Genomic DNA, 19031 nt, shown 5'->3' with positions numbered 1-19031 from the left:
GGGTGAACGATACTGCCGACGCCCTCGACAACGTGACCAACTCTGAGTTTGCCGAACTCGTAGCCATCAGGGTCCTTGAACGCCGGGGAATGCAAGCCGGTACCGTAGACCGGACGATTGATGAGACCCCCACTGAAAGGCAGGAAGAGGCAAAGAAGTCATCGATCTATGCCCGTCAGTCAGGTTTGTCTCGTCGGGGTGAATGATGACTAATCGCACAAGCCTTGAAGACCAGCGCCGACAGGGTGAAGCCATGGCTGAAGCCGCGCGTCGTGAATGGGCCAACGATTACAGGCTCAACCAAGAGGCCAAGTCAGAACTTATCAAAATGCGAGTGACTCAGTTCGTCGATGAGGTCGCTAAGGGTCTCGATCATGACGAAGCTGCAAAGCGTATGCTGGCTGATCTGGGGGTCTCGCTTTGAGGCCCCGTGATGTTCGGCTTACAGGGGGCAGGCAGGATGGTTTCATTGTGCACGTCCCGATTGGCAGGGATGGCACCCTTGAAGCCACTGTCGATCACGACGATTGGAACTGGCTGGTAGCCCACAAGGTCAGCCGTAATTGGCTCCTTCGGGGCGGACAGGTCGGCGCATGTGCACCGGGCAAGCTTGAAGTCCTAATTGGTCGGGTGATCGTCGATGCTCTTCCGGGGCAGCGGGTCGTCTTCCTGAATGGCAATGAGCTTGACCTCAGGCGGTCCAATCTTGGTCTTCAGTCCCATGGCGGGAGCACTCGTCACGACAGGGCTTTGTTGATCGAAGCGGCTACCGACTTTGAACGCCGTAAGGCCCTGGCACTAGCGGAAGGAACCTACAAACCGAGATACCGGAAGCGGGTTCCTATCATCGTCAAGCCGAAGCAACCTAAGCGGAAGGCTGTCGAGCCGGTCTCTTTCGACCAGATGTTTGCCTCGATATGAGTGAGAGCATCACAGTTGAACTGACTGGCAGCTACAGGGCAGTTCATCGTGCAAGCGGTTTGGCCTTCGATACCGGGCACCGGACGTATAAGGACCCACTAGGCCCGCTCTGTCGTGCCATTCGTGATGAGCTAGGTTTGTCTCCCGATACCCCCGTCAGGGTGGAGCGGAACGGGGTCCCTGTCTTCAAGCAGGATCACAGCCTTTCCTATTGGGCAGACCATGACGTGACCGATGAGCAAACCAAGGTGGCGAAGAGGGTCAAATATCGATCGTTTGATCTTCCCGCTGTCCTACATCGTCGGACACCCTCGAACGCTCTGGAAGGGCACCACCACCACCAAAACAGGGGCATTCTAGAAGTCGAGGCAGTCGCATGATTGCCGGTATCAACAAGGCATGGGGGGTCGCCTTTCGGGGCGGCCTCTTTGTCCTCCTGCGGAATGGCCGTGAGTTTGCCAGCCATGAGTCAGCGGGCATCCTTTGGAACACCCATCGTCATCGGTTCGGCAAGGTCGATCCCGGTGCCTTTAACCGGGTGATGGCGATTTGTCGGGACGGAAAAAATGATCTGTTAACGCCATCTTTAGTGAGTCCGGTAGGGTCGGAGAGTAATATCGAAAGTCCCGTGGGTTATTGGCTGAAACCCGATCAACTTAGGAGAAAGGAGGGAAACGACGTTGCCGATTAACAGCTTTGCCGACATGGCGAAGACATTGGGAATTGAGAATTACACCCCAGAACCATCGGAAGGGCGGCGAACGAAAGGACGGGGGTCGCATAAGAGTTCCGATTGGAATCCTGTCCGACTGAGGGAAGCCCTGTCCCACATCCCGGCAGATAACCAGCCTGAATGGTTCAAGGTCGGAGCAGCATTGTTTGACGCTTCGGGCGGATCACAGGAGGGCTTCGACCTTTGGGACGAATGGTCTCAGACGACAAGGCGAGGTAACTACGATCCCAAGAGACAGCGATATATGTGGGATCGATATTTCAAAAGTGCCGGGGTGACAGCCGGGACGATTTATCGAATGGCGAAGAGAAAGGAGACTAAGAACAATCAATGAGTGATATATTCAAAAGTTTATTTCTGCGTGACGATCCAGTTTACATAATTGATAGGCCGTGCGGCTTCGGCAAGACAAGCGAAATGATAAAGTCCTTTCGAACTGACAGGCGCTATCTTGTCGTTACACCGCTGTTAGGCGAGGTCGATAGGATCATTGAGCGATCGGAAGTCGAGTTCGATCAACCCGACAGCACGGGGGAATATAAAACGAAGCGGGAAAGCCTCCGAGAGCTTTTGGCATCGGGGAGAAATGTCGCGACGACACACGCGCTTTATGAAGACATAGCGATACTCGCGGGGCAGGGTCTTCTCGACGGATACGAAATCATCATCGATGAAGTCCCTGAGGTCTGTCGCGGCATCGAGGGTCTGACCCTAAGGTCATTCATCGAATTCTATCTGGGCAGGGAGTATGTCACCGTCGATCCTGAGACGGGCCGCGTGGATGCCACCAACAAGTGGCGAGACAACGCCGGAGAGGTCAACGATACACTGAAGGAAAAATTCTTCGGTCCCGCGTGTGCTGGAACGCTCTATTTCGTAGAAGGCGTATTCTTCATGTGGACGCTGCCGGAAATCCTTCTCCGTTCAGGCCGATCATTGACCATCTATACCTTTATGGCGGAAGGATCGATGCTCTTGGCTTATCTGAGGAAACTCGGAATCGGGTACAGCCATGACGAAGACCCCGAAGCGAATGAAGCCTTTCGGAAGAAAGCGCGGGAGTTGATCACTCTCGAAAAGATTCCCTCGCTCCACGGGGTTAGGTTGTCTTTCACCGGACAGATGGACGGCAAGGCTGTGGGCAAGAGGGTTTCGAACGCGCTTAGGGGTATCCGTCGCTATGATCTCGGGGATGATCTCTCTTGCGTTCTTGTGACTTGCGCCAAACGGAATTGGTTTCTCAACGGATTGGATGACGATCAGGTCAAGAAGGGTATGAAGCCAAAGCCTGGACCGTTTGCCTCCGGGTCGCGGCTATTCGACGGGGTCACATGGCTTGCGAACACCACTCGTGGGACCAACGACTACATTGAGAAATCAACACTCGTGTATCTCTACGATCAAAACATAAACCACTACATAAACCGCTGGCTTGGCACTGGCCGTCATGGTGTCGAGCAGGATCAATACGCGCTGACAGAGTTAATTCAGTGGATTTATCGATCCCGTGTCAGACGGGGAGAGAAAATCACCGTGTACCTTCCGAGCTTCCGAATGAGGTCCATTCTGGAGGATTATCTAAACGGGGAGGACAACTCGAAGAACAGAAATCGTGTGACTAAATCGGATGCTGATTACTACAAAAAGACTCGCAATTTCGATGATTCCGTAAGTGCAGGACACGAGTCGCGTCCTGTTGGATAAAATTTCTTAACGAAATCAATGGGTTTAACCCCATGTTGTTTAAAGAAAGATATCTTAGATACACTAGAAAAAACTTAGGATAGTCGGGCTCATGCTTCGCCCTCGCCTAAAAGAAAATGATATCTTAGGGGACACTCCCTTTTTCTTTAAGCGAGCCTCGCAAGAGGCGACTAGACCTATGCTACCTATCGATTCCTCCAAGAGGCGTCCTCATCTCGTAAGCCCGTTGTCTCTGAGCCAGAGAGAGAGGAATCCCAAGCCGATAGCTCCGAAGAGGAAAATGTTCATCCTCTTCCATCGTCTGAATCCAATGGATCGGTTTTCCTCGCCTTTGCGTCTCCAAAGGGCAGCAGTCGAAATTATGCCGTAGATGATTATCAACGGGAGTAATGTGACCGCTACGTCAGGTGGATTAGGCTGCATCTGCTGTAGCCCCGAAGGTCCTTGGCTAATAGGTCCATCTTCTCGCAAAGATTGCCTGTTCGACTAGAGCTTCTCGTCATCGGGTCACAATACGGTCACAACGAGTGTGACAGCCAACGTGTCTCTAGCCTCCGCGTCTCGTCCGGTTAGAACGCGACCTTCAGAATTTCTTGGAGAAATTTTCGAGGGGCCATACCTACCGTATGACCGGGGGGCCGACCCCCTTGCACCCCACCCCGGCGGGGGTCGCTATGGAACGTAAGCCATTGATGTTGCTGGCTGTTTTCTATCCTTCTATCGGCTGAATTAGATCGCAGCGAGGCCAGCCCACATAAGACCGCAGGTCGTTGAGGAACCGGAGGTTCCGACCATGCCGTCTAGGGCCGAAGGTCCGTTGAGCGAGTTGACGAGCGATCATGACGGATGATGTGGGCGAGCCCGATACTACGCGACAAGGGTTCCTCGCTCCGCAAGACTGGCGGAATTGGCTTATGATCCTGCCATCAGGGGTTTTAGCGGCCGTTGATGAATTTATTGTTGCCGAGGCGATGCCGGTCACGGCGGCTTGACCCTGGCTCATGCGACAGCGCTTGCGCTTGGCCGGATGTTGCGACAAGAGAGGCGCCGCGGCCGCTCCTGGCCGCGACGCCCCTTGGAGATATCAGGTCATGGCCTTTCTTGCCGACGCCCTTTCCCGCGTGAAGCCTTCCGCGACCATCGCGGTGACGCAGAAAGCGCGCGAGCTGAAAAACGCCGGCCGGGACATCATCGGCCTCGGCGCCGGCGAGCCGGACTTCGATACGCCCGACAACATCAAGAACGCGGCGATCGACGCGATCCGCCGTGGCGAAACCAAGTATCCGCCCGTGTCCGGCATCGCGCCGCTGCGCGAGGCGATCGCGAAAAAATTCAAGCGCGAGAACAATCTCGACTACCGGCCCGAGCAGACCATCGTCGGCACCGGCGGCAAGCAGATCCTGTTCAACGCCTTCATGGCAACGCTGAACCCCGGCGACGAGGTGATCATCCCGCGCCCCTACTGGGTGAGCTATCCCGAGATGGTGGCGATCTGCGGCGGCAGCTCGGTGTTTGCCGACACCTCGATCGACAACGGCTTCAAGCTGACGCCGGCGGTACTGGAAAGGGCGATCACGCCGCGCACCAAATGGCTCTTGATGAACTCGCCGTCCAACCCGTCCGGCGCCGCCTACACGGAAGCCGAGCTTCGGGCGCTGGCCGACGTGCTGCTCAAGCAACCGCATGTCTGGACGCTGACCGACGACATGTATGAGCACCTCACCTATGGCGATTTCGTCTTCAGGACCATCGCCGAGGTCGAGCCGAAGCTCTACGAGCGCACGCTGACCATGAACGGCGTCTCGAAGGCCTATGCCATGACCGGCTGGCGCATCGGCTACGCCGCCGGCCCCGTGCCGCTGATCAAGGCCATGGACATGATCCAGGGCCAGCAGACCTCCGGCGCCTGCACCATCGCGCAATGGGCTTCCGTCGAGGCGCTGAACGGCCCGCAGGACTTCATTGCCAAGAACAAGGCAATCTTCCAGGGCAGGCGCGACCTGGTCGTCTCGATGCTCAACCAGGCGCGCGGCATCTCCTGCCCCTCGCCGGAAGGCGCTTTCTACGTCTACCCGTCCTGCGCCGGGCTGATCGGCAGGAAGACGAAAGCCGGCAAGGTGATCGACAGCGACGAGACCTTCTGCTCGGAACTGCTCGAGGCCGAAGGCGTGGCGGTTGTGTTCGGCTCGGCCTTCGGCCTTGGCCCGAACTTCCGCATCTCCTACGCCACCTCGGAGACGCTTCTGGAAGAGGCCTCCACGCGCATCCAGCGCTTCACCGCCTCCCTCACCTGATCAGGTCGCCGCCAAAAGAAAACCCGGCTCCAGGCCGGGTTTTTCTTGGGTCGCCGAGCAATTCCAGGAAAAGTGCGTAGCGGCAGGCTCGGCGACTTCGCCGTAGCCTTTCGTCCGGAATTGCGCAAAAACAAAGGCTCTAGCCGCCATACTGCTCGTCGCTGACCTTCTCCAGCCAGTCCGCATGGACACCGTCGAGCGCTTCCTGCATGGCGACATGCGTCATCGCCGTATTCGCGCCGGCGCCATGCCAGTGCTTTTCGCCGGGCGCGAACGAGATGACGTCGCCGGCCCTGATCTCCTGGATCGGCCCGCCCCAGGTCTGGGCACGGCCGGCGCCCGAAGTGACATAGAGCGTCTGGCCAAGCGGATGCGTGTGCCAGTTGGTGCGCGCGCCCGGCTCGAAGCTGACCAGGGTTGCCCTGAGCCGCGCCGGCGCTTCCTTTTCGATGATCGGGGTCTGCAGCACCCGGCCGGTGAAATATTTCTCCGGCGCCATGATGGTCGGCACGCTGCCGCAGGCAATGATCTTCATCGTCTCGATCCTCGAACTGATGTCATATCCGTGGCGGCAACCGTCGCGCTACGGCCCGCCATCGTGGCGGCAGTTTCCTCCGATGCCGCTCGCGGCGCAACGGCTTCCCGGGCGGCCCGACGCGGCGAAACGTGTCACCATCGCAGCCGCGGCCAGAACAGGCCCGCTTGCTTTCGATGGGCCTCATAGGCACCGGCCAGATCGGTGCGCGAAAATTTCTTCTCTTCGTCCAGCGCCGCGATCAGGTAGAGCACGAAGATCCCGGCAACGGGCACCACCGCCCAGATCGACCAGGTCGCGATACCCCAACCGGCCCAGAAGATGATGTAGGAGGTGTAGAATGGGTGGCGGATGTAGGAGAACGGTCCGTCGGTCACCAAGCCATGCGGATTGTCGGCGTCGAAGACAAAGCGTAGCCGCGCCTTGCGCGACCTCGAAATCGCCCACCAGAACAGCGCGGAGCTCACCAACTGGATCGCCAGCCCGACGATCTTGGCCAATGGCGGCTGCGGCAGGATCCAGATGATCGCCAGGAAAAACAGCGCTGTCGCGGCCACGACGACCGAAATTATCTTCGCACCCGAGGACATGCCCGACGATTGGAAATGGGCGCGCATCGACCACAGATATTGGCCGACCGTGGCGATGCCGATGATCGAGACAAGAAGGTCGAGCCCACGTTCCATCGTCAAATTTCCAAGCCAACGCCGAAGATTCGCAGGCACTATAGCCGGTCGCCGCGGATTAATCCTTCCTTAACCAGAAACCTAAAGCCCGTGTAGACCCAGGGCATGCGATGCTGGACGTCACGCAATCCTGAGGTTCAATGCATCATGGCCGTCGCCGAGCATACGATCCGCACCCCGCAGGCCGATTTGCGCGTCAGCGAGTCGGCAGGCCCCGGCATGCCCATCGTGATGATCCATGGTTCCGGCGCCTCGCGCGCCGTCTTCGCCCGCCAGTTCGACAGCCCGCTCGCCGATGCCCACCGGCTGGTCGCTTTCGATCTCCCGGGTCATGGCCAGTCGTCGGACGCCGCCGACCCGATGGCGGACTACACCCTCACCGGCCTGGCGCGAGCCGCCGGCCACCTCCTCGACGATCTGAGCATCGACCGCGCCATCGTCTATGGCTGGTCGCTCGGCGGCCATGTCGCGATCGAGCTGGCAAGCTTCCATCCGGCCGTCCAAGGACTGATGCTGACCGGCGCGCCACCGGTGTCGAAAGGCTTCTTCGGCATGCTGCGCGGCTTCCACGCCAACTGGGACATGCTGCTGGCTTCGAAGAAGATCTATTCCGAACGCGACGCCGAACGCTTCGAAACACTGTGCTTCGGCGACAGCGCCGACCCGTCGTTCCGCGAAGCCATCCTGCGCACGGATGGCCGGCTGCGCGCCGTGGTGACGCGCTCGATGATGGCCGGCAAGGGCGCCGACCAGAAGCAGGTCGTCGAGCAGGCCGCCTTTCCGGTGGCGATCGTCAATGGCGAGAACGACCCCTTCATCCGGCTCAACTACTTCGACACGCTGGACCATGGTTCGCTCTGGGAGCAATGCCACGTCGTCCCGGGCGCCGGACACGCACCCTTCTGGGAGCGACCGGATCTGTTCAATCCGATGCTGTCGCGCTTTGCCGAAACGGTTGCGGCGCGGGAGGCCGATACTGCCCTGCCGGCCCGGCGCCGAGCTGGTTGACGCCACCGTATAGCTGGCATGGCGCTGGCGCTGAGCGCCTGACGACGCAAAGCCGGCGAATTTCCTATTTTCCTTGCCCTCCCCGCAAACCCGTGGGACGATGCCCTTGGGCAGGTGGCGATTGAAAAGAAGCCCCGCCCGCGACGGCCGAACAGGCCGGCCGCCGCTCCCAGGGAAACGCCTGAGTGGAGGTCAGCCATGGGTACTCGCGCCGGAGGACGACGCACGGGACCGAAATGCATTGCCATAGTCGGTCCCTTCGCAAGCGGTAAGACGACACTTCTCGAAGCAATACTGGCCCGCACGGGCGCCATCCCCCGCCAGAATCCCGTTTCATCAGGCAGCACCGTTTCCGATCATTCAGCCGAGGCCCGCGCCCACGCCATGAGCGTCGAGGCGACCTTCGCGACCACGGAATTCATGGGCGAGCAGCTCACCTTCGTCGATTGTCCCGGCTCTATCGAGTTCGCCTTCGAGGCCGAACCGGTGCTCGCCGCCTGCGATGCCGCTGTCGTCGTTGCCGAAGCCGACGAGAAGAAGATCCCCGCGCTTCAGCTCATCATGCGCAAGCTCGACGATCTCGGCGTGCCGCGCATCCTGTTCCTGAACAAGGTCGACAAGGCGGTCGCCGGCGTGCGCGACACGCTGAAGATGCTGCAGCCGGCAAGTTCGGTGCCGCTGCTGCTGCGCCAGATTCCGCTGCGCAAGGACGGTGTCGTCATCGGCTCGATCGATCTCGCGCTGGAGCGCGCCTACGTCTACCGCGAGTATGCCGAGAGCCAGGTCGCCGACATACCGGGTGACGACAAGGCTCGCGAGCTGGAGGCCCGCTTCTCCATGCTGGAGACGCTCGCCGACCATGACGACCAGTTGATGGAGCAGCTGCTCGAGGAGATCGAACCGCCGAAGGATGCGATCTTCGACGACCTTGCCGCCGATCTTCGCGCCGGCGCGGTTACGCCGGTGCTGATCGGCACCGCCGAGAAGGGCAATGGCGTGCTGCGTCTCCTGAAGGCGATCCGCCATGACGCGCCCGACATCGAGGCGACCCGCAAGCGCCTTGGCGCGCCCGACGGCAACCAGACCGTTGTCCAGGTGATGAAGACCATCCACACCGCCCATGGCGGCAAGCTGTCGGTATCGCGCGTGCTCTCCGGACAGCTCGCGGACGCCGCAGAGCTTTACCTGTCGAACGGCGAAACCGCCAAGGTCTCCGGCATCTACAAGATGCTTGGCAAGGACCAGCTGAAGCTCGCCTCCGCCAAGGCCGGCGACACCGTCGCGCTCGGCAAGCTCGACATTGTCAAGACCGGCCAGACGCTGAGCTCCGCCAAGGGCGGCATCAGTCCGCTGGTCACGCTGGAGCCGCCGCAGCCGGTGTTCGCCTTCGCGCTGCGGCCGAAGGAGCGCAAGGACGAGGTCAAGATGTCGGCCGCCATCCAGCGCCTTGCCGAGGAGGATCCCTCGCTCAGCCTGCGCCACAACCAGGACTCCGCCGAAACCGTGCTGTCGGGGCATGGTGAGATGCACCTGCGGGTCGTGCGCGAGCGGCTCGAGGGCAAGAACCAGATCCCGGTAGAGGGTCACAACCCCGCCGTGCCTTACCGCGAAACGATCCGCAAATCGGCGCAGCAGCGCGGTCGCCACAAGAAGCAGTCCGGCGGCCACGGCCAGTTCGGCGACGTGGTGGTCGAGATCAAGCCGCTGCCGCGCGGCTCCGGCTTCCAGTTCACCGACACCATCACCGGCGGCGTGGTGCCGAAGACCTACATCCAGTCCGTGGAGACCGGCATACGCGACTATCTGAAATCCGGCCCGCTCGGCTTCCCCGTGGTCGATGTCGCGGTCAATCTCTCGGACGGGTCCTACCATGCCGTCGATTCCTCCGACATGGCCTTCCAGATGGCGGCCAAGCTGGCGATGAAGGAAGGCATGGCTGCCTGCTCGCCGGTGTTGCTTGAGCCGGTGATGAAGGTCGAGATCGTCACGCCGTCGGACGCGACGTCGAGGATCATCGCCCTGATCCCGCAGCGGCGCGGCCAGATCCTCGGTTATGACGCGCGGCCCGACTGGCCGGGATGGGATGTGGTCGAGGCGACCATGCCGCAGGCGGAGATCGGCGACCTGATCATCGAGCTGCGCTCGGCGACGGCCGGCGTCGCCAGCTACCGGGCCGCCTTCGACCACATGGCCGAGCTGACCGGCCGGCTGGCGGACGAGGCGATGAACGCCAACGGCAAGGCTGCCTGAGCCGATCCGCCAATGCGAAAACGGCGCCCGGATGATCCGGACGCCGTTTATCGCGGACCGTCTTCCTGGGAGGCAAACGGCAGGTCCGCCGCATGTGTCCGCCCTGTAGCCGACGGAAGAAAGGTTCGGACGCGGTAGCCGCCTGAGCCCGGTCCGTCCGAGTGATGCCCCCATCTCCCGAACCGACCAAACCGCGTCCTATGGTCTGCTTAGTCGATAGCGTGTGTCTGCGCCATGTTACCAGAGGTTACATGTCACTGTTACGTGGCATTGCCGATCGATTTTCCGCGCCCTCATTGCCCAGCGGGCAACAAAAAAGCCGGATCAGTAAAGATCCGGCTGAGTTTGATTGGAAGTGCCTGTTAAGGCTAACCTCCAGAGGGGAACACTCGAGGGCGCTAATGGGAGGAGAACGCGCCCAGGAGATGATCTATATATGTGCTCATCATGCCCAAGAAACAAGCATCTATTTTGCAACACACGCATGCAAAAAGACGGAGGCTGTGGTCCAACCTATTCCAAGGCTCGATAGGACCAGAAAAATCGACGGAATCCAGCACGCTACAGGGTCGAAATCATTGCCGAGGTCTGCATCGGGGTCGATTCAATTGGGAAAATGCGAACGCCGCCGAATGATGTGGATTCGAGCAGCCCAAGTCCATTTTTACGGCAAGGGTGGCTGATGCGCAGATTTTCGGCAATCGCCGGCAGCGCGCTGTTCCTGGTCGTGGCGCCCGGCGTCGTCGCCGGGCTGGCGCCGTTTCTGCTGACGGACCGCTACCGGCTGCCGCTGTCGACGGTGTCTGGCTTCGCCCCTGTCGGCTGGGTGCTGGTTGTGGGAGCGGCAGCCATGCTGCTGCACGCCTTCGCCCGCTTCGCGCTCGAGGGCCGTGGCACGCCGGCCCCGGTGGCCCCGACCGAACGGCTGGTCGTCGGCGGTATCTACCGCCATGTGCGCAACCCGATGTACGTCGCTGTGCTGTCGATCATCCTCGGCCAGGCGCTGTTGTTCTCGAGCTGGGCGCTCGTCGTCTACGGCGCCATCGTCGGCGCGGCCATGGCCTCGTTCGTCAGGCTCTACGAGGAACCGACGCTTGCCTGCCGATACGGCGCCGAATACGAGGCCTACCGCCGCGCCGTCCCCGGCTGGCTGCCGCGGCTGACGCCGTGGCGAGGGTGACCCGACAAACCGGAGGTTCAGGTCAGGCCGGCCTCAGCAAGATTTTGATGCGCCCTTAGAAGGACCAGCTGCGCGCCTTGGCGATGATGAAATCGCGGAACACGTGCAGCTTGGCCTGGTTCTTCATCGCGTCCGGATAAGCGAAATAGGTGTCGAAGGACGGCACTTCCGTCTCCGGCAGCAGCTGGATCAGGCCCGAATCCTTGTTGATCACGTAGTCGGGCAGCATGGCGATGCCGGCGCCGCCCTGCACCGCGCGCTTGATCGACAGGATGTCGTTGATCTGCAGCGTCGGCACTCTTTGCCCGTTCTCGAAATCGCCGACCGTCTCCAGCCAGTTCAGCTCCGACAGATGCGAGGGCACCGGCACGCCGAAGGTGACGATGCGGTGGTTCCTGAGCTCGGCGATCGAGGCCGGCTTGCCGAACTTGGCGATATAGGAGGGCGCCGCGTAGAGATGGAAATGCACCGTAAACAGCCGGCGCTGGATGAGGTCCGGCTGCTGCGGCTGGCGCAGCCGGATGGCGCAGTCGGCTTGCCGCATGGTGAGGTCGAGCTCCTCATTGGCGAGGATCAGCTGCAGGCTGATCTCGGGATAGAGCTCGATGAATTCCTGCACGCGTTCGGTCAGCCAGCCGGCGCCCAGCCCCACCGTGGTCGTCACCCTTAGCACGCCGGACGGCCGGTCCTTGGCCTCGGCCAGCCGCGACTTGATCGTCTCCAGCTTCATCAGCACGTCATGCGCCGTGCGGAACAGCATCTCGCCCTGTTCGGTCAGCACCAGGCCGCGCGCGTGGCGATGGAACAGCGCCACGCCGACATCATGCTCCAGCGCGCTGACCTGCCGCGAGATCGCCGACTGCGACAGATGCAGCGTCTCGGCGGCATGGGTGAACGACCCAGCCTCCGCCGCAGCGTGAAACACGCGTAGCTTGTCCCAGTCCAGCGCCATGATTTCCCCTCTTATCGTTTTCTGGCGTCTGAATGAAAAATCAGGCTTTTAAACGGCTTCTCTCAGCCGTTTCGTTATTCCGCTGCCTCGCGATGCACCTCGATCCCGGCGAGATATTTTTCCGCCTCAAGCGCGGCCATGCAGCCGAGCCCGGCTGCCGTCACCGCCTGCCGGTAGACGTCGTCGGTGACGTCGCCGGCGGCGAACACGCCGGGCACGTCGGTGCGGGTCGAATCCGGCGCCGTCCACAAATAGCCGTTCGGCTTCTGCTTCAGCTTGCCGACGAACAGCTCGACCGCCGGCGCGTGGCCGATCGCCACGAACACGCCGTCGACCTTGAGCCGCGTCACCTCGCCGGTCGCCACGTTGCGCAGCGCCAGCCCTTCCACCGAAGGCGGCAACGGCGCCTTGCCGGGCTGGCCGGTGATCTCGTCGACGACCGTGTCCCAGATGACGCGCACATTCTCCTTCTTGAGCAGCCGCTCGCGCAGGATGCGCTCGGCGCGGAAGTCGCCGCGCCGGTGAATGACGGTGACGCTCTTGGCGAGGTTGGAGAGGTAAAGCGCTTCCTCGACCGCCGAGTTGCCGCCGCCGACCACCGCGACATCCTTGCCGCGATAGAAGAAGCCGTCGCAGGTGGCGCAGGCCGAGACGCCAAATCCCATGAAGGTCTGCTCGGAGGGAATGCCCAGCCATTTCGCCTGCGCGCCGGTGGCGATGATCAGCGCATCGGCGGTGTAGGTGGTGCCGGAATCGCCCTTGGCCCGGAACGGCCGCACGTTGAGGTCGACCTCGGTGATGATGTCGTTAACGATGTCGGTGCCGACATGCTCGGCCTGCTTCAGCATCTGCTCCATCAGCCACGGACCCTGGATCGGATCGGCAAAGCCCGGATAGTTTTCGACATCCGTGGTGATCATCAGTTGGCCGCCCTGCTGCAGGCCGGCGACCAACATGGGTTTCAGCATGGCGCGGGCGGCATAGATCGCCGCCGTGTAGCCGGCTGGGCCGGAGCCAATGATGAGGACTGGCGCGTGCTTGGTGGTCATGAAAGCTCTCTGCTGAGGGCAGCCAAGGATCTTGATTAAGGAAATCCCGCCCAAATTCGCCCGTAATGTAAGTGCTGCCCGCGCCGCCAGCAAGGCGGGTTGGCAGTCGTCCCCGGAAAGCTGCTGCGGCATAGCCGCCAATATCTCTCACCCTCCGTTCAAACATCATCGAACGGAGGGATGGCATGCATCGGAAAGTCTAATTACAAAATCACGAAAGATTCTTGCGCGCACGAAAGCCGACCATGCCGCTCAAAGCCGATCTCGACGCCATCGACTGGAAGATCCTGCGCGAGCTGCAGGAAGACGGGCGCATGACCAATGTCGAATTGTCCAACCGGGTCGGCATTTCGGCGCCGCCCTGCCTGCGCCGTGTCCGACGGCTGGAGGAGGCCGGCATCATCCGCGGCTACCGCGCCCTGCTCAACGCGCCGGCGCTCGGCATGGACGTCGTTGCCTTCTGCCTCATCGGCCTGCATCACCAGGCCGACGCCGAGCTCAAAACCTTCGCCGAGCGCACGCGCGGCTGGCCGATCGTGCGCGACGCCTGGATGGTCTCTGGCGAGTCCGACTTCCTGCTGCACTGCGTGGCAAGCGACCTCGGCACCTTCCAGACCTTCGTCATCGAGGAACTGGCCTCGGCGCCGAATGTCGACACGGTGCGCACTGCGCTGACCATTCGCCGCGTCAAGGACGAGGGGCTGGTGGCGTTCGAGATGAAATCCTAAGCTCTGCCGAGCCCTGCGATAAGATCGCAAAGCCTTCGATGGTCGTTGCCAGTTATTAGCTTATGCGTGACGAAGGCGGCGTCGCCGGATTTTCGGTTGGACCTGCTCCCAACGTGCCAACCATCACGAAGCCCGGCGCGTCGGCCGGCTTCCATATCGTCGGCCTTGTCGCCAACAATGATCGACCGCCCCAAATCCAAGTCCAACAGATCGCGCGCACGCAGCAGCATGCCAGGATTGGGCTTGCGCGTCGGATGGTCGCCTACCGCCAGAATGCCTGTGCCGCTCGAATGGTACCCACAGGCGAGCACAAGATCGATCTGGCATTTCTCCACTTTCAGAAGCTGCAGGACCCTGCCGTTGACCGCCGCAAAATCCGGCCAGCCGAAATAGCCGCGCGCTATGCCCGATTGGTTGGAGACGATGATCGCCGGAAGCCCAACTACATTGGCAGTTCTGATGACGGGCAGCATTTCCGGCCGCAGCACGATATCGGCAGGATCGCTCGGATAGCTGGTGTCGACATTGATGGTGCCGTCGCGGTCGAGGAACAGCGCCGGCAGTCCGGTTGGAAAGGTTCGGCTTCCGATCCGCTCGATCCACAGGCCTGGCTCGACCAACGGACCGGTTGCACTGCCCTCAGCCATTGCTGAGACGCGCTTCTACCGCCTCGCACAGATAGTGGTAGAGGCAAAGATGCCCCTGCTGGATGATCGGCGTCGAGGTCGACGGCACGTTGAGCAGGATATCGGTGAGCGGCTTGAGCTTGCCGCCGGTGTCGCCGGTCAGGCTGATCACTGTCATGTCCATCATGCGAGCCTGTTCGGCGGCGGCCAGGATGCTCGGCGAATTGCCGCTGGTCGAGATGGCGAGCAACACCGCGCCTTCCGAGCCATGCGCCTCGACCTGGCGCGAGAACACCGTGTCGAAACCGTAGTCGTTACCCCAGGCGGTCAGCACCGCAGCATTGGCCGGCAGCGCGATGACATTGTAGGCTTTGCGCTCCTTGAGGAAGCGGCCGACCAGCTCGCCGGCGATATGGATGGCGTCGCTGGCCGAGCCGCCATTGCCGCAGATCAGCAGCGCCTTGCCTTGCGACAGTGCGGTGACGACCGTGCTCACGGCGCGTTCCATCTCGGCCGTAAGGTCGCGTTCGACCGTCGCCGTAAGCGCGGCCGCCGAGCGGACCAGATAGTCGTTCAGTGCGGACATGAAACCCTCAATTGGTAGCGCGCATCCTGCCGATGGTCCCGGTCGTGCTCTTGCCGGCGACGAGGTCGACCAGCACCACGCGGCCGCCCGCCTTCTGCACCACGTCGGCGCCCACCACCTTGTCGATCGTATAGTCGGCGCCCTTGACCAGTATGTCGGGCAGCAAGGCTTCGATCAGCGCCAGCGGCGTGTCTTCCTCGAAGACGACGACGGCGTCGACCGAGGCCAGGGCCGCCAGCACGCAGGCGCGGTCGTGCTGGTCGTTGACCGGACGTCCCGGGCCCTTCAGCCGGCGCACCGAAGCATCGCTGTTGAGGCCGAGCACCAACCGGTCGCACTGGCTGCGCGCCGCGTGCAGCAGGCTGACATGGCCGGCATGCAGGATGTCGAAGCAGCCATTGGTGAAGCCGACGGTCAGCCCCTCCTCCTTCCAGGCGGCCACCATCCTGGCTGCCGCGCTGGCATCGAGAATAGCGTCCTTGTGGGTGACCGGTCCGTGCGAGCCGAACAGCGCGCCGGTCAGTTCCTCGACCGTCAGCCGCGCCGTGCCGCGCTTGCCGACCACCACGCCGCCTGCGGCATTGGCGATTGTAGCGGCCTGCACAGGGTGGGCGCCCGCCGCAAGCGCGAGCGCGAAGGTGGCGATAACGGTGTCGCCGGCGCCGGAGACGTCGAACACTTCGCGCGCCTGCGTGGCGATGTGGCGGGCATCGTCGGGCTCGACGACGCTCATGCCCTTTTCGCTGCGGGTCGCCACGACGAAGTCGAAGCCATGCGCCGAGATCAGGTCCCGCGCCGCCGCCACGATCTCGTCGTCGGCAAACACCGCGCGTCCCACGGCCTCGCCGAGTTCCTTGCGGTTGGGCGTGACCGCCGTCGCACCGGCGTAGCGCGCATAGTCGCGGCCCTTCGGGTCGACCAGCACCGGCTTTTCGGCTTCGCGGCACATCGCGATCAGCTCGCCGGCGACGCCCTCGAGCAGCATGCCCTTGCCGTAGTCGGACAGGATGACGATGTCGGCGCGCGCAAGGGCCGTGCGGAAATGCTCGACTAGCGTCGATCGCTCGCCGGCATTGAGCGGCTTCACCTCCTCTTCGTCGAAACGCAGCACCTGCTGGTTGAGCGCGCTGAAGCGGCTCTTCGACGAGGTCATGCGGTCGCGCTGCTGTGACAGGCCGAATGTCTCGGCGCCAAGCTCGCCAAGCATCCGCATCAGATCGTCGCCCGCCTTGTCGGCGCCGATCACAGAAACCGGAATTGCGGCGGCACCCAGCGAAACGATGTTGGAGACGACGTTGCCGGCACCGCCCATCGCCAGCATCTCGCCGCGCCCGTGCAGCACCGGAATGGGCGCCTCCGGCGAGATCCGCTCGATGACGCCGTTGACGAAACGGTCGAGGATGAAGTCGCCGACCACCAGCACGGTGACGCCGCCAAAGCGGGCGATGGCGCGGTGCAAAGGTTCCGGGGAAGGCAGATGATGATTGATCATGTCACTGGCAACGCGCGGAAAAAGCCGTTTCTGAGGATGGTTCGGGGTTCAAATGGCTGGCCGGTCGTTCATGGCGAAGCCGATATACCGCAATTCGAGCCAGCGCAACGGCGGCCAGGGAACGGGTCGCCGCAGACCCCGGTCGGCCGTTCAGCTCTTCTGCACGGCGACATGGACGCCGAGACCAACCAGCACGGCGCCGCCCGCGCGCTGCATCAGCCGCTGCGCGCGGCTCGAACGGCGCAGCCGGGCGATCATCGCCCCGGCCAGGAAAACGCACGCTATGTCGGCGGAGGAGAACATCAGGTTGACGATGGTGCCAAGGATGACGAACTGCAGCCAGACCGGAAATGCCGCCGAGGCATCGATGAATTGCGGCAGGAACGCCATGAAGAAGATCGCCGTCTTGGGATTGAGCACTTCGACGGTGATGCTCTCGAAAAAGGCGCGGCGGGCCGATTTCCGCTCGATGGCGGGCAGTGCCGCGTCGCCGCCTTGCGTCCTGGCGCGCAAAAGCGAGACGCCGAGCCAGATCAGATAGAGCGCGCCGATGAGCTTGACCGCCATGTAGAGCGGCGGAACGGCATGGAACAGCACCGAAAGACCCGCTGCCGCCGCAAGGACATGCACATAGCCGCCGAGATGGATGCCGAGCGCTGCCGTCAGCCCCGACCAGCGCCCGCGCGCCATCGTCTGCGCCGCCGCATAGAGCATGGCAGGACCCGGAATGTAGGCAAAGATCGCCGTGGTGGCGAAAAAGGCGATAAGCAGTTCGGTCGACGGCATTTTTTCCCTCACGGTCCGGCGGGTGGCGCGAACCGACTGAAGCCGGAGCTTTGCGGCCTCACTGTGACATCCGCCCGCAGCCGCCTGCTTTATCGACAGCCTAACTCGCCTCCCTTATAAGGGCCGGAATCGGCAAGCGAAACGAGTATCAGGGCCAAAAATATGATCATCGTCACGGGCGGCGCCGGTATGATCGGCTCCAACATCGTCGCCGCGCTCAACGCCGAGGGGCACAGCGACATCCTCGTCGTCGACGACCTCACCGACGGCCACAAGATCGCCAACCTCGCCGACCTCCATATCGCCGACTATCTCGACAAGGACGATTTCCTCGCACGCCTGGAGAATGGCGGGCTCGGCCGCGTCGACGCGGTCTTCCACCAGGGCGCCTGCTCGACCACCACCGAGTGGAACGGCAAATACATGATGGAGGTCAACTACGCCTATTCGAAGCGGCTCCTGCATGCCTGCCTGGCCTTGCGCGTGCCCTTCCTCTACGCCTCCTCGGCGTCGGTCTATGGCGGCGGCAGCGAGTTCCGCGAGGAACAGCAGTTCGAGCGCCCGCTCAACGTCTATGCCTATTCCAAGAAGCTGTTCGACGACTATGTCCGCCGCACCGTCTTCGACACCGATCATTCGCAGGTGGCCGGGCTGCGCTATTTCAACGTCTACGGACCGCGCGAGGCGCACAAGGGCGCCATGGCCTCGGTCGCCTTCCATCTGTTCAACCAGGTCGAGCGCGGCGAAAACCCGAAGCTGTTCGGCGCCTATGACGGGTTCGGACCCGGCGAGCAGAGCCGCGACTTCATCCATGTCGGCGACGTAGCCGACGTCAATCTGTGGCTCTGGAAGCGCGGCTCGAGCGGCATCTTCAACTGCGGCACCGGCCGCGCCCAGCCATTTCGCGCCATAGCCGAGACCGTCATCGATAGGCTCGGCAAGGGCAGGCTCGAATTCATCGACTTCCCCGACCACCTCAAGGGCAGCTACCAGAGTTTTACCCAAGCTGATATGTCCCGCTTGCGCGCGGCCGGTTACAATGGCCAATTCCGGACTGTCGAAACCGGTGTCAGGGACTATGTCGAATGGCTGAAAGCCCAGCGATCCTCGTGATCGGCCCACGTTGGGTGGGCGACATGGTCATGGCGCAGTGCCTGTTCTCGGCGCTGAAGGAGCAATATCCGAACGCCGCGATCGACGTGCTGGCGCCGGCCTGGGCGGCACCGCTGGTCAAGCGCATGCCCGAGATACGCCAGCAGATCGATTTCCCGCTGAAGCCGGGCGCGCTCGAGTTCCGCATCCGCAGGCGCTTCGGCCGGCTGCTGCGCGGCCGCTACGACATGGCCTACGTCCTGCCCGGAAGCTGGAAGTCGGCGCTGATCCCGTTCTTTGCCCGCATTCCGCGCCGCGTCGGCAACCTCAGGGAAATGCGCTACGGCCTGCTCACCGACATCGTGCCGCTGCCCGACGCGGTGAAGCGGCGCACGGCGCTGACCTATTT

The 19031-nt window shown here is 62.1% G+C and carries 21 protein-coding genes; 13 read left to right on the top strand and 8 right to left on the bottom strand.

The genetic code is table 11. From position 1 onward, the window contains the following. The 7 genes from EN780_RS39730 to EN780_RS09945 all read left to right on the top strand — a co-directional run. Nucleotides 1-206, top strand: a 206-nt coding sequence (locus tag EN780_RS39730) for a hypothetical protein (protein WP_210215033.1), incomplete at its 5' end; no start/stop codon positions are given. 47 nt (nt 207-253) lie between these two features. Further along, entirely contained in the window at nt 254-424 is a 171-nt protein-coding gene (locus tag EN780_RS38770) for a hypothetical protein (protein WP_189556468.1), read from the top strand. 47 nt (nt 425-471) lie between these two features. Beyond that, on the top strand, nt 472-921 hold the full coding sequence (locus tag EN780_RS09965) for a hypothetical protein (RefSeq protein WP_128273446.1): 450 nt from the start codon (nt 472-474) through the stop codon (nt 919-921). Between the two features lie 376 nt (nt 922-1297). After that, complete coding sequence (locus EN780_RS09960; RefSeq protein WP_128273444.1) at nt 1298-1612, top strand: hypothetical protein; 315 nt, start codon at nt 1298-1300, stop codon at nt 1610-1612. A 372-nt stretch (nt 1613-1984) separates the two neighbouring features. Next, nucleotides 1985-3358 carry a hypothetical protein gene (locus EN780_RS09950; RefSeq protein WP_128273442.1) on the top strand — a complete coding sequence of 458 codons (1374 nt, stop codon included), beginning with the start codon at nt 1985-1987 and terminating at the stop codon, nt 3356-3358. 839 nt (nt 3359-4197) lie between these two features. Continuing rightward, a complete protein-coding gene (locus EN780_RS38765) occupies nt 4198-4350 on the top strand; it encodes a hypothetical protein (protein ID WP_189556467.1) in 153 nt (50 codons plus the stop codon). 99 nt (nt 4351-4449) lie between these two features. Further along, nucleotides 4450-5652: a pyridoxal phosphate-dependent aminotransferase gene (locus EN780_RS09945; protein WP_128273440.1), complete on the top strand. Its 1203-nt coding sequence runs from the start codon at nt 4450-4452 to the stop codon at nt 5650-5652. A 139-nt stretch (nt 5653-5791) separates the two neighbouring features. Here EN780_RS09945 and EN780_RS09940 read toward each other — a convergent pair whose 3' ends face one another. Together EN780_RS09940 and EN780_RS09935 are read right to left on the bottom strand one after the other, a co-directional pair. Continuing rightward, nucleotides 5792-6187, bottom strand: coding sequence for a cupin domain-containing protein (locus tag EN780_RS09940; protein WP_127393639.1), 396 nt, complete (start codon nt 6185-6187; stop codon nt 5792-5794). A 134-nt stretch (nt 6188-6321) separates the two neighbouring features. Continuing rightward, nucleotides 6322-6873, bottom strand: a complete 552-nt coding sequence (locus tag EN780_RS09935) for an isoprenylcysteine carboxylmethyltransferase family protein (protein ID WP_127393638.1) — start codon at nt 6871-6873, stop codon at nt 6322-6324. 147 nt (nt 6874-7020) lie between these two features. Here EN780_RS09935 and EN780_RS09930 point away from each other — a divergent pair, with 147 nt between their 5' ends. From EN780_RS09930 to EN780_RS09920, 3 genes are all read left to right on the top strand, one after another. After that, nucleotides 7021-7881, top strand: coding sequence for an alpha/beta hydrolase (locus EN780_RS09930; protein WP_128273438.1), 861 nt, complete (start codon nt 7021-7023; stop codon nt 7879-7881). A gap of 198 nt (nt 7882-8079) precedes the next feature. After that, a complete protein-coding gene (locus EN780_RS09925) occupies nt 8080-10131 on the top strand; it encodes an elongation factor G (RefSeq protein WP_128273436.1) in 2052 nt (683 codons plus the stop codon). 682 nt (nt 10132-10813) lie between these two features. Continuing rightward, nucleotides 10814-11311 (top strand): isoprenylcysteine carboxylmethyltransferase family protein, encoded by a 498-nt coding sequence (locus tag EN780_RS09920; protein ID WP_128273434.1) that lies wholly within the window; start codon nt 10814-10816, stop codon nt 11309-11311. Nucleotides 11312-11366: 55 nt separating this feature from the next. Here the strand turns inward: EN780_RS09920 and EN780_RS09915 are convergent, their stop codons facing one another. Together EN780_RS09915 and trxB are read right to left on the bottom strand one after the other, a co-directional pair. Next, nucleotides 11367-12263 (bottom strand): LysR family transcriptional regulator, encoded by an 897-nt coding sequence (locus EN780_RS09915; protein ID WP_127286933.1) that lies wholly within the window; start codon nt 12261-12263, stop codon nt 11367-11369. A 74-nt stretch (nt 12264-12337) separates the two neighbouring features. Further along, on the bottom strand, nt 12338-13312 hold the full coding sequence (trxB, locus tag EN780_RS09910) for a thioredoxin-disulfide reductase (protein ID WP_128273432.1): 975 nt from the start codon (nt 13310-13312) through the stop codon (nt 12338-12340). A gap of 245 nt (nt 13313-13557) precedes the next feature. Between trxB and EN780_RS09905 the strand changes: the two genes are divergently transcribed. Further along, nucleotides 13558-14040 (top strand): Lrp/AsnC family transcriptional regulator, encoded by a 483-nt coding sequence (locus EN780_RS09905; RefSeq protein WP_127286931.1) that lies wholly within the window; start codon nt 13558-13560, stop codon nt 14038-14040. Here the strand turns inward: EN780_RS09905 and EN780_RS09900 are convergent. The 4 genes from EN780_RS09900 to EN780_RS09885 all read right to left on the bottom strand — a co-directional run bounded on the left by EN780_RS09900 (nt 14037) and on the right by EN780_RS09885 (nt 17530). Continuing rightward, complete coding sequence (locus EN780_RS09900) at nt 14037-14687, bottom strand: HAD-IIIA family hydrolase (protein WP_128273430.1); 651 nt, start codon at nt 14685-14687, stop codon at nt 14037-14039. The genes EN780_RS09905 and EN780_RS09900 overlap by 4 nt on opposite strands. After that, complete coding sequence (locus EN780_RS09895) at nt 14680-15252, bottom strand: SIS domain-containing protein (RefSeq protein WP_128273428.1); 573 nt, start codon at nt 15250-15252, stop codon at nt 14680-14682. Before EN780_RS09895 ends, EN780_RS09900 begins: the two co-directional genes overlap by 8 nt. Nucleotides 15253-15259: 7 nt before the next feature. Beyond that, nucleotides 15260-16744 carry a D-glycero-beta-D-manno-heptose-7-phosphate kinase gene (rfaE1, locus tag EN780_RS09890; RefSeq protein ID WP_128273426.1) on the bottom strand — a complete coding sequence of 495 codons (1485 nt, stop codon included), beginning with the start codon at nt 16742-16744 and terminating at the stop codon, nt 15260-15262. Nucleotides 16745-16894: 150 nt separating this feature from the next. Further along, nucleotides 16895-17530 carry a LysE family translocator gene (locus EN780_RS09885; RefSeq protein ID WP_128273424.1) on the bottom strand — a complete coding sequence of 212 codons (636 nt, stop codon included), beginning with the start codon at nt 17528-17530 and terminating at the stop codon, nt 16895-16897. Between the two features lie 162 nt (nt 17531-17692). On the opposite strand from EN780_RS09885, the gene rfaD reads away from it, so the two are divergent. Both rfaD and waaF read left to right on the top strand, forming a co-directional pair. After that, nucleotides 17693-18643 (top strand): ADP-glyceromanno-heptose 6-epimerase, encoded by a 951-nt coding sequence (gene rfaD / locus EN780_RS09880; protein ID WP_128273422.1) that lies wholly within the window; start codon nt 17693-17695, stop codon nt 18641-18643. Next, nucleotides 18616-19031: lipopolysaccharide heptosyltransferase II (waaF, locus tag EN780_RS09875; RefSeq protein ID WP_128273420.1), on the top strand; the 416-nt coding region annotated here is incomplete at its 3' end. The genes rfaD and waaF, both read left to right, overlap by 28 nt.

The organism is Mesorhizobium sp. M4B.F.Ca.ET.089.01.1.1 (assembly GCF_004022605.1).
In the GTDB taxonomy this organism is placed as follows: Bacteria; Pseudomonadota; Alphaproteobacteria; order Rhizobiales; family Rhizobiaceae; genus Mesorhizobium; species Mesorhizobium abyssinicae.
Note: the sequence above shows the minus strand (reverse complement) of the source record. Positions and strands in the feature narration are given on the sequence as shown.